We start from the raw sequence: 12286 nt of genomic DNA, 5'->3' as shown, positions 1-12286 counted from the left end.
CTCGGGTCAGCTGCCCAGCCGCTCCTCGGCTGGTCACGGGGCGGTCGGAGGTCTCACATGGCGGTCAGGGGTCTCACCGGGTTGTCGGAGGTCCCACGGGGGTCAGAGGCTCTCGCGGTACTCCCGCAGCAGCTTCATCGTGCGCTGCGCGGAGGCGGCCCGGGCCGTCATGTGGTCCAGTACCTCAAGATGCGCCGAGACCTCCTGGCGGGAGTCCAGGTACAGGGCGCCGGTCAGGTACTCGGTGAACACCATGTCCGGCAGCTCCGGCTCGGCGAACCGGAACAGTGTGAAGGGGGCGTACGTCCCCGGGTGCGGACCGGCCGCGAACTCGGCGAGCTGCAGGGTGACCCGGTCCCGCTCGGCGTACTCCAGCAGCCGGTCCAGCTGGTCGCGCATCACCTCGGGCCGGATGCTCACCGGGCGCCGCAGCACCGTCTCGTCCATGATCACCCACAGGTGGGGCGGATCGTCCCGCTCCAGCAGCCGCTGCCGCTCCATGCGCAGCGACACATGCCGCTCCACGGTCTCCGGGCCGGTCTGCCCTATCGTCCCGGCCTCCATCACCTCGCGCGCGTACTCCTCGGTCTGCAGCAGGCCGGGCACGAAGTGCGGCTCGTAGGAGCGGATGATCCGGGCGGCGCCCTCCAGGCTCACATACAGGCTGAACCAGTCGGGCAGCACATCGTGGAACCGCTGCCACCAGCCGGGCTGGTTCGCCTCCTCGGCCAGCCGCACGAACGCGGCCGACTCCTCCTCGGACACCCCGTAGGTGGTCAGCAGCACCTGCACGTACGGGATCTTCAGCGCGACCTCGGCCATCTCCATCCGCCGTACGGTCGCCGACGCCACCCGGAGCACCCGGGCGGCCTCCTCGCGGCTGAGACCGGCCGCCTCCCGCAGCTCCTGCAACCGCTTGCCGAGCACCACCTGGCCCACGGTGGGCGCGGCCCGCCGCTCACTCACGCCACGCCCTCCCCTACGCGCCGAAGTATGCGCGCAGTCTGCCATGCGACGCCGTCTCGCACAGTCGGTCGAAGAGAGTCGGCTCGGGCGAGTTCGTCAACCGGCCAGCGTGTGCAGGTACTTGGTGGTCGCCGGGTCCGCGGGCAGGAACGTCTCGATGGCCAGCTCGGCGACCGTGACGTCCATGGGCGTGTTGAAGGTGGAGATCGACGACACGAACGACAGGATCCGGCCATCGTGCTCGATCTGCATCGGCAGGGCGAAGTACGGCACCGGCTCGGCCGGTTCGACGCCGGGCGCGTCCTCGGGCACCGGGTAGGCGGCCACCTCCTCGTACAGGGCGCGCAGTTGGTCCGAGCGGTGCAGGGCGATCTCCCGCTCCATCTGCGCCAGCAGATGCCCGCGCCACTCGCGCAGGTTGCGGATGCGCGGCGCGAGCCCTTCCGGGTGCAGGGTCAGCCGCATCGCGTTCGGCGCCGGCGTCATCAGCTTCTCGGGGACGCCCTCCAGCAGCATCGTGATGCCCCGGTTGGCGGCCACCACGGTGTACCCGGCGTCGACCACCAGCGCCGGATACGGCTCGTACCCCTGGATGAGGCGCTCCATGCCGTCGCGCAGCGCGTCCAGCGCCGGGTCGTCCAGCGGGGTCTCCGGGTAGTGCGGGGCGTAACCGGCCGCCAGCAGCAGGGCGTTGCGCTCGCGCACCGGCACGTCCAGGTGCTCGGCCAGCCGCAGCACCATCTCCTCGCTGGGCCGGGAGCGGCCGGTCTCGATGAAACTGATGTGCCGGGCGGAGGAGTCGGCGCGCAGCGCCAGCTCCAGCTGCGAGGTCCTGCGCCGCTCCCGCCAGGCGCGCAGCAGCGGGCCGACGCCCTTGTCGGCTTTGTCTGCCCTGTTGGCCTTGTCGGTCCTGTCGGCGGGGGTGGCGGCGGATGCGTGGAGGCCGGTCGCGACAATGGTCATACGGACGACCGTAGTCGAGGAGTGCGTCCGACGACCGCAACCGGGCACCGGAGTTGAGGAGCATCCGCATGAACCAGCCGTGGCAGCCGTCCTGGGAAGCCGCGGCGGTGTACCGGTCCAGGGTCCGCGGCTGTCTGCTCGGCGGAGCCGTCGGCGACGCCCTCGGCTACCCCGTCGAGTTCGCCTCCCTCGACCGGATCCGCTCCCTGCACGGCGAGCGCGGGGTCACCGGCCTCGTCCCCGGCGCGCACGGGGTGGTCGGCCGGATCAGCGACGACACGCAGATGACCCTGTTCACCGTCGAGGCCCTCGTCCAGGCCCAGGCCCGGGAGCGGGAGAAGGGGATCGGCGGCGGCTGGTCCCTGCTGCTGCGCCAGGCGTACGAGCGCTGGCTCCAGACCCAGTCGAGGCCGGGCCCCGAGGAGGCCGAACCGCCGCACGGCGCAGGCCTGCTCGCCGAGGCCTGGCTGTACGCCCGCCGCGCCCCCGGCAACGCCTGCCTGTCCGGGGTCGCCCAGATGTACCACCCCGACCCCCAGCTCCCGCTCGACGGCAGGCCGGGGCAGGTCAACCCGGACTCCAAGGGCTGCGGCGCGGTGATGCGCTCGGCCCCCTTCGGCCTCGTCAACCCCGCCGGCGCGGCCTTCGCCATGGCCGCCCGCGGCGCCCAGATCACCCACGGCCACCCCACCGGCTACTACGCGGCGGGCGCCCTGGCCGCGATCGTGGCCCACCTCGTCGCCGGGGACTCCCTGGAGGGCGCGGTGCTGCGCACCCTGCGCCTGCTGGAACGGCACCCCGGCCACGAGGAGACCTCGGCCGCCCTGCGCGAGGCCCTCGACCTGGCCGCGGACGGGTCGCCGACCGCGGAGAAGACCGAGTCCCTCGGCGCGGGCTGGGTCGCCGAGGAGGCCCTCGCCATCGGCGTCTACTGCGCCCTGGCCGAGCCCCGCGTCAAGGACGCCCTGCTGCTGTCCGTCAACCACTCGGGTGACAGCGACTCCACCGGTTCGATCTGCGGCAACCTGCTCGGCGCCCGGCACGGCGACGTCGGCCTGCCGCACGCCTGGGTCGAGCGGGTGGAGGGGCGCGCCCGCATCGCCGCACTGGCGGACGACCTCGCGGCGGAGCGCGTACGGGGCTGACCGTGGCAGGCTGAACGCGTACCAGCCCGCCCCGAAGGGAGACCGGTCATGGCCGTCGAACCGCTGTCGCAGAAGGAGATCGAGGACCGGCTGGCCGAACTGCCCGGCTGGTCCGTGGACGGCGACCGCCTCACCCGCACCTACCGGCTCGGCTCGCACTTCGCGGCCACGGCGCTGGTCGTCCACATCGCGCGCATCCAGGACGAACTGGACCACCACTCCGACCTGACCCTCGGCTACAACACCGTCTCCCTCAGCGTGAACACCCACAGCGCGGGCGGCGCCGTCACCGAGAAGGACTTCGCGCTCGCCCGCAGGGTGGAGGACATCGCCCCAGGTCACGGACCACACTGAGGGGCGTGCTGAACTACGACAAGGAAGCCGACGCCTACGACGCGTCCCGCGGCGGCGAGCCGCGCGCCGAAGCCGCCACGGAAGCCGTCCTCGGCCTGATCCCCGACCGCCAGGGCCGCCTCCTCGACGTCGCCTGCGGCACCGGCATCGTCACCCGGCGGTTCGCCGCGGCCAACCCCGCGCTGCGGGTGACGGGCGCGGACCTCGCCCCCGGCATGGCCCGCATGGCCGCGGCCCGCCTGCCCGGCGCGGTCCTGCTGGCCGACAGCCGCCGGCTGCCCTTCGCCGACGCCACCTTCGACGCGGTCACCAGCATCTGGCTGCTGCACCTGCTCTCCGACCCCGCCGACGTCCGCGCCGTCGTCGCCGAGTGCGCCCGCGTGCTGCGGCCCGGCGGGGTCTACGTCACCACCGTCGACAAGGCCGCCGCGCACGACGTCGGCAGCGACATCGACACCGTCCTCGCCCCGCGCCCCCGCCGCCCCGCCCAGGACGCCGCCGAAGCGGTCACGGCCCACGCGGCCGAGCACCGCCTGCAGCCGGCCGGACAGGCCTCCTTCCCCGGCCTCGGCCAGGGCCGCAGCCCCCGCTCCACCATCGCCGACCTGCGGCGCGGCTGGTTCACCGCGCTGCAGCCCGGCGATCCCCGCATCCAGACGTTCGCCGAAGACCTGGCCCGCCTCCCCCACCAGGACCGCCCGCGCCCTGACCCCGTCTTCCGCGTGCGCGCCTTCAGGAAGCCGGCGGCCGCCTGAAGTCCATCGTCCAGTTGGTCACCCAGGTCCTCTCGCCGTCCACCGAGAACGCCTGCGCCCAGCGGGCACCGGTCGGAGAGACCCCCGACCAGACGAACCGTACCCGTACGTCCTTGCCGTCGTGCTTGTCGTCGCCGTAGAACTCGCCGCGGTCGCCCTCGAAGTGGCCGGTCACGGGCGGGAAGAGCTTGCCGCTGCGGCTGGCGGACCAGTTAAGGGACCACTGTCCGGTCTCCGGGTCGAAGAGCCGCAGCGTGAGCCCCTTGGCGCCCAGGTGGGGCATGTCGATCTCGTCGATGTTCGCGGCGCCGTCGAACAACGGCTGGCAGCGACTCGTGGCCCGTACCTTAGGAACAGTTCGGGTGTCTCAGGGGCTCTGCTGTCTCAGCGAAGGCGCGGCGCTGGGGCCAGTTCACTCCTGCTGCCATTCGACCCTTGTGTCTCAGGAGAGCTTGGCGAACGTTATCTGACCGCAACATTTTCAGCCTGTTCGCCCTGGTCGGTGCCCTCCGTTCGTTGGCCAAACCTCCGCACGCCTGCGTGACTTCGCCGCCAGGCCTTCCGCTTCTATCCCCCCACTACGCTCCCGCCTCATGCCCTTCTGACCGCCGCCTGATCACAGCAGCCGGGCCGCGAGGGCCCACAGGACGCGGCGTGTCAAGGGGGCGGACGCGGCCATGTCCGCGTACCGCGAATCCCCCATCTCGTCCAGCTTTGCGGCCGCGGCCGCCCGCGCGAACACGTTGAGCCCGGGCGCCGCGACCAGGGCGGCCAGCCCGTCGGCGTCATCACATTCGTCCACGCGGATGAGCTGGTGCTGGAACCGGCGCAGCCGCACACAGGAGGCCCACAGGACGCGGCGTGTCAAGGGGGCGGACGCGGCCATGTCCGCGTACCGCGAATCCCCCATCTCCTCCAGCTTCACGGCTGCGAAGGCGCGCAAGAAAGGGTTGAGCCCGGGCGCCACGACCAGGGCCGCCAGCCCGTCGCTGTCGTTGCATTTGTCCACACGGTGGTAGTCGTGCTGGCAGCGGCGCATCCACACGCCGACGGACCACAGGGGACCCCACACGACACGACGCCTCAACGGAGCAGCCGCCAGCGCGTCCGCGTACTCCTGCTCCCCCGTCTCCCACAGCGCCATGGTCGCCCGGAGACGGGCGAAGACGTTCAGGATCCTTCCGGGAGCGGACCCGGTGGCGAGGGCGGCGAGGGCGTCCCGAGCACGCGTGTCGCCCAGAGCGGCCAGCTTCTCCGCCGCCCGGACCCGTGCGGAGCGGATGCCGTCGACGGAAGGGTGGACGTGGCCGAGATCGAAGGGTGAGTCGGGGTCGAACCGGATGGAAAGGACGCTCGCTGCGTCGGCTCTCCAGCCACGGCTGCGGGCGGGCCGGGTGAGGTAGGCGTCGTCGGGGTGGGCGTCGGGTCGCGTGACGAGTCCGCGATCGGTGGCAGTGGCGAACAGTGCGTCCCGGCCACGCAGATCACCCAGGTCCTCCAGGGTCTGGATCCTCCGGAAGCGTGTCGAGGAGGTGAGGCCGGGCTCGGTGGCCAGCGTGAACAGCGCCTCCGGACCCCGTGGGTCCCCCAGCTCAGCGAGCGCCTCCGCCGCAGCGGTATCGCGCCGGACCGTTCCCGCGACTAGGGCCTCCACTCCGCGTGGATCTCCGAGTCTCGCCAGTGCCGCGGCTGCCTGGACAGCCTCGGCCTCGCGGGGATCGGCGGTGTCGTGAGTCTGGAGAGGCCAGGTGGCGAGGCCTGTGGCATGGCTCGTGACAGGGGCGTTGGCATGTCCTACGAGGTCGGTCAGGGAGGCCAGAATGTCCGCGCCACGGGCGTCACCCAGGGCCATCAGCGTCTCCCCCGCCCGCACGCGCGGCGAGAGGCGGCCGCCGGATGGGGCGGATCCGGCGGCCAACGCGGCCAGCGCGATGACGCCGCGTACATCGCCCGAGGCCGCCAGCGCTTCTGCCGCCCGCACCCACACGCTGACCCGGCCGCCGGGCGGATTGGCTTCCGCGGCCAGCGCGACCAGCTCCTTCGTGCCGCGCACCGCTAACCCATGCCACACGGTCCGCCACACGGAACGTGTGCTGCTCCCCCGGTCTTCGACGACGCGTTCCATCTCGAAGTAGTGGAGGAACTTTCGGAGGCGAAGGTCGGAAGCGGAGTCGGGATCGGGGCTGACCCGGGTGAGCAGGGAGGTCAGCGTCTCGACGCCTCGGGGGTCCCCCAGCCTCGCCAGGGCCTGGACGGCCTGGACGGCGTCCGACCCGTAGGCGCGTCGGAAGAGGGTGGCAGCGTCGACGGCGGAGGCGCCCTCGCTGGCGAGGTTGGCCAGGGCGGCCAGGGCGTCCACCGCGCGTCCGTCTCCCGACGGGCGCGACCACCGGCGCTCCTCGTCATCGGACTCGCTGGGCCAAGGGCGGTGAAGGCCGACGCTGGCGCGGGTGGCGACGGGAGCGGGGCCCCTGGCACAGCGGGCCAGTGTCTCCAACCCTCTCGCGTCACCCAGCGTCGCCAGTACTTCCGCTGCGGCAATGTCGCCCTTGTCAGCCCCGTTCACCAGCGCTTCCATACCACGTGGATCACCCAACGCTACTAGCACCTCCGCCGCAGTGACGTTCCCGCGGGCCGCGGGCACGGCCAGGGCATCCGCACAGCGCGCGTCTCCCAGCCTCCCCAGGGCGCCTGCCGCCTCAAGGCAGACGAAATCCGTATCCGCCATCAGGGCGACACTTGTCAGTGCGTCCGCGCCCCGGGGGTCCCCAAGCCGCCCCAGCGCCTCCGCCGCCTCAAGGCAGACGGATCCGCCGAGGCCGGGGTCGGGGGCCAGGGCGGCGAGCGCTTCCGCTCCCCGGGGATCCCCGAGCCGCCCCAGCGCTTCGGCCGCCCACAGACGGTTGAAGTCGTCCACGGAGGCGTCCTCGGCAAGAGCGGCAAGGGCGTCGTTGTACAGCGGGTCCCCGAGCCGTTCCAGTTTGGCCGCCGCCTGCTGGCGGTCCTCGACGCGCAGGCTCGGTGAGGAGGCGAGGGCGACCAGCGCGGCTGAGCCGCGCTGGTCCTCGACAGCCGCAAGGCTATGTGCCGCCCGCAGACGGACCTGGACTTCGTGGGTGTCGGCGCCGGTGGCGAGCTGGGCGAACGCCTCCACGTGATGCGGGTCCCCCAGCAGAGCCAGGGCATCTGCCGCCCGCAGCCGGGCCAGGCTGCTGCGCCCCGGCTCCGTCGCGGCTCGCAGAGTCGCCGCGGCGGTCCTTGTCACCTCGGGGTCCAGCACAACGCCGTCCGCGGTGAGGGCGGCGACGTACGAGGCCCCCCGGGGGTCCGCGGCCCAGCGAAGCAGCACCTTGGCCACGTCGCGCCTGCCCTGCCAGGCGGCGATGAGGAAACGGCTGAACGAGTCGTTGTCCTGCCCCGCCAGGGGTGGCCGTGCCGCGCCGCCGCGGCCAAAGACCGCGCGGAAGACGTCGGCGGAGCGGTCGTCGTCGTCGGCCACATGCTGTGCGGCGAGGAATTCACCGAGACTCTGGTGGAGGAAGTCAAAGTTGTCGCCGTGCTCGACCAGCAGGCCGCTGCGCCGCAGGACATCGCGGACCAGGTTCCGCAGGACCGTGTCCGAAACACGGCGCAACTGCGACTCCGGCTGGACGAACCGTGCGGCCAGTAGGTCGACGGCGTGGACCGTCTGTCCGGTGTGGCGGGCCAGGGCGAACTCGGCGATATATTCGAACGCCCCGAGGTAGAGGTCCTCGACGGCCTGGGAAATTACGGTGCCGTAGTTCCGAACGGCGGCGCGGGCCTGCGGGACGATGCCTTCGGCGCCCTCGAACCGGCGCTCCCGCACCAGGTTCACGTACCTGTCGTAGAGGGCGTACCGGTTGGCGGGCAGCGGCTTGCTGGGCTCCTCGGCGAACAGCTGGCACAGCATGGTGGCGATCAGCGGCACGCGGATCAGCGCCGTGAGCCCCAGCCGCTCGATCTGTGCGGCGAAGCGGTTGGCGGTGCGCCCAGGCTCGTCGACCCCTCGGGCGGCGAACCAGTCGGCGGCGAACGCGGGCAGCTGCTCGGGAGCGAACGGCAGCAGTTCGTAGCGCCGGACGGTCCATGTGGACATGACGGCCGGCTCCACCTCAGGGACCGGCCGGGTGGCCACCACGAACCGGTGGGTCACGGCCACCGGATCCTGGTCCGCGCCCAGGTCGCCGTCGTGGACATTGCGGAGGAACCCGGCCAGCTTTTCCAACACGTCGCGGCGCCGATTGGCGCCCACCACCTCGTCCAAGCCGTCAACGAGGACCAGCCACCTCGCCCCAGCGACCGGCCGGTCGCGGAAGAACCCCGCGGGCCAGGCTTCTGTCAGCCCGCTCTTGCTGAGATCGGCTCGTACCGCCGCAGCGATCGCGTCGGCCAGTGTGCGATTCCCGACGAGTTCGGCTGCCGGCACCAGCACGGGGACCAGCGGGCATGTCTCGCCACTCAGCCACCGTTCGGCGAGCGTGCTCGTCACGAAGCGCAGCAGGCTCGACTTTCCCGCGCCCGGGCCGCCGACCAGCACACTGTCGCGGTCCAGGCTCAGCAGGGTCTCATGCGCAAGCGCGTCGTCGCCAGGCACGGGAACCCACGCGGCACCGTCGGCGGCGTCACGCTCCTGCTCCTCCACCCGCTGGGGGACGTAGACGGTCGACAACGGCGGCACCGAGCCGCTCTTGACGACGGGATACGGGTGGGAGCGCGCGGCCCTGGCTGCGGCCTTGAGGTAGCGCCGCAGCTGGTGCCCCGGAAAGCACCAACCCCCGGCACCGAGCTGGGAGTCGGTGAGCAACCTCAGCCAGGCGCGGTGGGCCTCGGTGGTGGCGTGGGCCTGGCGGGCGGGTGAGCAAATGTCCAGAACGACGGCCGCCGGAACCATATGGGCGCTGCCCGCTTGGTCCGAGGTGCACAGCATCCCGCACACCGCGCCGGTACGGCGGTTGATGACGGCGCTCCCGCTGAAGCCGCCACCCACCCGGGTTCCCTTCACCCGCAGCAGTTCGAACGGTGTCAGCACACTGCGCCGCGAGGTCCCCTGGTAGGTAAACGTGGCCGACTGCCCGGCCCGGAACATGCCGTCTGGATGCCCATAGGTCCACAGCACGTCACCCACCTCCACGCGGCTGGACAGCAGGACGGGCGACACCGCCTCCGCGGCGTCCGGCACCTTCGGGGTGTCGGTCTGGACGAGACGCAGGAAGGCCAGGTCCAGGCCGTCCGGCTCGCGGAAGTACCACTGCGCAACGGGCTCCAGTTCCATGTCGTACCCTAGTGCGACGGCCCGGGCGCGGACCCGCGCTGGCAGCGCGGCGGCACTGTCGGCGATGACGTGGGCGCAGGTCGCCACGACGCCGGGCGCCACGAAGAACCCCGTGCCCAGCGAGAGTCCGCCGCCGAGCGGCACTTCCAGCGCCACGGTCGCCGCCCGCAGCAGCCCTTCCCACCCCGTCCCGGAAGTCGTCCCGACGGGGTTCACGAGCTCGGCTTCTCCCATTCCAAGCCCACGGTAAACGTGGACTTGGCAGTCGCCTTGCCCACCACCGCGACGAACGTGCCGGACTCGAGGGCGAACTCGCACCCGAACTGCACGATGGCCTTCGACGCGCCGCTCTGCTGCAGCCTGGCGCCCATCGCCCGCGCCAGGCACATCAGGCCGTCCAGGGCCTGCTCCAGAGTCGGCCGCCGCGCGGAGATATCCGACTCCTCACCCGGTGCCGGGTACCCGGCACCGGGCCCCAGGCTGCGCACAGACAGGTAGACGGTCTGCCCCTCCACCGTGAGTGGAACCAGCGTCTCCGTGCCCTCCTGCGACGACTGCTGCCCCACCGCTTCCCACATCGCGGACCCCCTTGCCGATATACCACGGCTCTCCTGAACGGCACCGTAGGGGAAACACGGCGGCCCGGGTGCGGAATGTGCAGGAATTGCATCAGATCAGTCCACGGCGTCCTCTGCGCACGCTGCGACCCGCCCAGGACGACCGCGCGGACCACCTTGGCCGTCTTGCGTAGGCGCCGGACATCGTGCGGCTCGGAAATGGCCAGCGGGCTCCCCCCCGCTGTCGCGCTGGGCGGCGATCCAATGAGTGAACCGCCGTTGCTCGTGCGTGAAATCGGCGCATAAAGCGCCGAGTCCGCCGGTGTCCTTGCGGTAATCCACCGCTAGGAACAGCCACGGTTCGGGTTCGTGACGGCCAGCAGACGGCGCACCAGCCCGGGCACGTCCCAGGCGCCCGCCCCGGCGAAGTACGGTCCCGCCTCGACCGGCGGGGCGGGCTGTTCGGGGTGCATGTCGGCCCGGATGCGGCCGGCCCGCATCTTCTTCTGGACCAGTCGCACCCCGCCGTCGGTGAACTCGATGTCGCCGACCTTGAGATCGTGCAGTTCCTCCGGCGTGGTGTCGGACATGCCCAGGAGGAGCAGGACCCGGAAAGCGTGCAGGTCCATCTCGTCGGCGAACAGCATGCGACCCAGAGCGCGGACCAGGGCCCGGACACCGGGACGCCGGGACCTGCCGTCGTCTGTCCAGGCGGGCAGCAGGTCGCGGATCTCCGGCGGCCACCACTTGGGCTCGGACGGCAGTTCCCGCTTCAGGACCTTCGAGGTGATCAGTCCGGCGCGGGCGGCCCAAAGCAGGTTTGGCACGTTTCGCCAGCCGCCCTCGCGGGGGTCCTGTCCGGTGGCCAACAGCCCGCTCCCGTGGGCGAGCCGGGCTTCCGTCGCCCGTACTTGGCCCCGGGCCGCATCCCGCAGGGCGATCCGCTCGGCGTTGGTGAACTCATCCAGCGGCTTGCCGCGCGGAGCGCGGAAAGCGGTGGGGGCCTGGGTACGGGCCTTCAGTTTCTCGCCGACCCGCCCGCCCGCCAGGGCGCGTTGCTCGATCAGGGCCAGCAGGGCCTTGACCAGTGTGTAGGGGTGCTTGAAGTGCGGAAACTCGCGGCGCAGGGCCTCCTCCCAGGCGTAGATCACCTCGACGAGGTCGATCTCGTCACCATCCACCCGGGCGTCGGCCGGGTCCAGGCCGAGCGTCGGTGCGTACTCGTCCGTGAAGGCGGTGAACTTCCTCACGACGCTGCCATAGTTGGCGCCGCCGTCGCCGATCCCCAGGGCGCGAGTGATCTTCACCCATTCGTCGGCGAGCTGTGCCGCCAGCACCGAGCACCGATAGTCGGCGGGGTTGATGCTGTGGTGCTTCATCCTGCCCCGGCGTTCCGAGGTGACGACCCGGACGCCGGCGTAGTCCAGGGCGGCCCTCGGCGGCGGAACGTGAGCGCGGACACGGACCTTGCGTTCTCCCCGGCGGGCCATCACGCGGCCCCCGTCCCGACCAGAGTGGCCGCGTAGTCGGCGTAGGTCTTGTCCTGATCGTTCCACTCCGCGATCGCTTGGCTGACCAGCAGGTTAGTGGTGCGGATGTAGGTGAGATACCGAGGTGTGGAACTCGGGCGGCGGTGGCCCAGCAACCGCTGCAGGATGAGCAGCGGATCCCGGGAGAGGTGATCGGTGAGGTAGGCCGCGTGCCCGCTGGCGGCCAGCCGCTCGGACTCCTCCCTCAAGATCAGCTGCGTCAGCATCTGCAGCATGTAGATCGCGAACGTGTGACGCGTGTCGTGGATCCGCAACCGGGACGGCATCGCCAGGTCGCACGCGTGCTCGTCACTGATCCGCAGACTGCGCAGATGAGACGCGTCAAAGATCTGCTCCCAACGTTGCTTCGACGGCATCCGCCCGCCGCGGCCGACGAACAACGCCATCGGCTCCAGGCCGTGATCGCGCTCGATGACAGCGCGCCGACGGAGCTCGGCGGGCATCGCCTCGACGCGGAAGGTCCGCCGCCGCCCGTGCAGGGTGCCGCGGAGCTTCATCTGCCGAAGGTCGATGTCGTCGACGAGGAACAACTCATGGCGGCGCCGGCCAAGTGCCTTCGCCGACGCCCTCACCATCGCGGCCCGCTCGGTCCGGCGATACAGATCAAGTTCCTGCAGCGTCGAGTGCTGGACGGCCACCATCCGCGGCAGCCCGAACTTGGCGATCGCCTGCAACAGCACCTCGGCCGGGGAAGCGTCCCGGC

General features: G+C 71.6%; 9 protein-coding genes and 1 pseudogene. 3 read left to right on the top strand and 7 right to left on the bottom strand.

Annotated elements, in window-relative coordinates:
* Nucleotides 1–102: 102 nt before the first annotated feature.
* Both CRP49_RS44800 and CRP49_RS44795 read right to left on the bottom strand, forming a co-directional pair.
* Entirely contained in the window at nucleotides 103–966 is an 864-nt protein-coding gene (locus tag CRP49_RS44800; RefSeq protein ID WP_097259056.1) for a helix-turn-helix transcriptional regulator, read from the bottom strand.
* A 96-nt stretch (nucleotides 967–1062) separates the two neighbouring features.
* Entirely contained in the window at nucleotides 1063–1929 is an 867-nt protein-coding gene (locus CRP49_RS44795) for a helix-turn-helix domain-containing protein (protein ID WP_097259055.1), read from the bottom strand.
* A 68-nt stretch (nucleotides 1930–1997) separates the two neighbouring features.
* On the opposite strand from CRP49_RS44795, the gene CRP49_RS44790 reads away from it, so the two are divergent.
* The 3 genes from CRP49_RS44790 to CRP49_RS44780 are packed head-to-tail and all read left to right on the top strand — an operon-like array spanning nucleotide 1998 to nucleotide 4183.
* Nucleotides 1998–3074, top strand: a complete 1077-nt coding sequence (locus CRP49_RS44790) for an ADP-ribosylglycohydrolase family protein (protein WP_097259054.1) — start codon at nucleotides 1998–2000, stop codon at nucleotides 3072–3074.
* A 48-nt stretch (nucleotides 3075–3122) separates the two neighbouring features.
* Entirely contained in the window at nucleotides 3123–3428 is a 306-nt protein-coding gene (locus tag CRP49_RS44785) for a 4a-hydroxytetrahydrobiopterin dehydratase (RefSeq protein WP_097259053.1), read from the top strand.
* Between the two features lie 5 nt (nucleotides 3429–3433).
* The gene (locus CRP49_RS44780; protein WP_097259052.1) at nucleotides 3434–4183 is read left to right on the top strand and encodes a class I SAM-dependent methyltransferase; all 750 of its coding nucleotides are present in this window, start codon (nucleotides 3434–3436) and stop codon (nucleotides 4181–4183) included.
* Here the strand turns inward: CRP49_RS44780 and CRP49_RS44775 are convergent.
* The 5 genes and pseudogenes from CRP49_RS44775 to CRP49_RS47605 all read right to left on the bottom strand — a co-directional run.
* A pseudogene (locus tag CRP49_RS44775) lies at nucleotides 4161–4523 on the bottom strand (hypothetical protein); the annotation flags it as partial. The gene CRP49_RS44780 and the pseudogene CRP49_RS44775 sit on opposite strands and share 23 nt — an antisense overlap.
* A 276-nt stretch (nucleotides 4524–4799) precedes the next feature.
* Nucleotides 4800–9692, bottom strand: a complete 4893-nt coding sequence (locus tag CRP49_RS44770) for a trypsin-like peptidase domain-containing protein (RefSeq protein WP_179852057.1) — start codon at nucleotides 9690–9692, stop codon at nucleotides 4800–4802.
* A complete protein-coding gene (locus CRP49_RS44765) occupies nucleotides 9689–10054 on the bottom strand; it encodes a CU044_2847 family protein (protein ID WP_097259050.1) in 366 nt (121 codons plus the stop codon). The genes CRP49_RS44770 and CRP49_RS44765 overlap by 4 nt, the downstream gene beginning before the upstream one ends.
* Nucleotides 10055–10377: 323 nt before the next feature.
* Nucleotides 10378–11523: a hypothetical protein gene (locus CRP49_RS44760; protein WP_097259049.1), complete on the bottom strand. Its 1146-nt coding sequence runs from the start codon at nucleotides 11521–11523 to the stop codon at nucleotides 10378–10380.
* Nucleotides 11523–12263: a hypothetical protein gene (locus CRP49_RS47605; RefSeq protein WP_218893031.1), complete on the bottom strand. Its 741-nt coding sequence runs from the start codon at nucleotides 12261–12263 to the stop codon at nucleotides 11523–11525. The genes CRP49_RS44760 and CRP49_RS47605 overlap by 1 nt, the downstream gene beginning before the upstream one ends.
* Between the last annotated feature and the right edge of the window lie 23 nt (nucleotides 12264–12286).

The sequence above is a fragment of the Streptomyces sp. Ag109_G2-15 genome (assembly GCF_900215565.1).
GTDB classification, from domain to species: Bacteria; Actinomycetota; Actinomycetes; order Streptomycetales; family Streptomycetaceae; genus Streptomyces; species Streptomyces diastatochromogenes.
The sequence above is the reverse complement of the archived record's forward strand: the minus strand, read 5'-3'. Positions and strand labels throughout refer to the sequence as shown.

Excerpts from the sequence above, each read along its gene's own strand:
- CRP49_RS44785 (WP_097259053.1), top strand. The coding sequence starts at position 3,123 with ATGGCCGTCGAACCGCTGTCGCAGAAGGAGATCGAGGACCGGCTGGCC.
- CRP49_RS44790 (WP_097259054.1), top strand. The coding sequence starts at position 1,998 with ATGAACCAGCCGTGGCAGCCGTCCTGGGAAGCCGCGGCGGTGTACCGG.
- CRP49_RS44795 (WP_097259055.1), bottom strand. The coding sequence starts at position 1,929 with ATGACCATTGTCGCGACCGGCCTCCACGCATCCGCCGCCACCCCCGCC.
- CRP49_RS44765 (WP_097259050.1), bottom strand. The coding sequence starts at position 10,054 with ATGTGGGAAGCGGTGGGGCAGCAGTCGTCGCAGGAGGGCACGGAGACG.
- CRP49_RS44760 (WP_097259049.1), bottom strand. The coding sequence starts at position 11,523 with ATGGCCCGCCGGGGAGAACGCAAGGTCCGTGTCCGCGCTCACGTTCCG.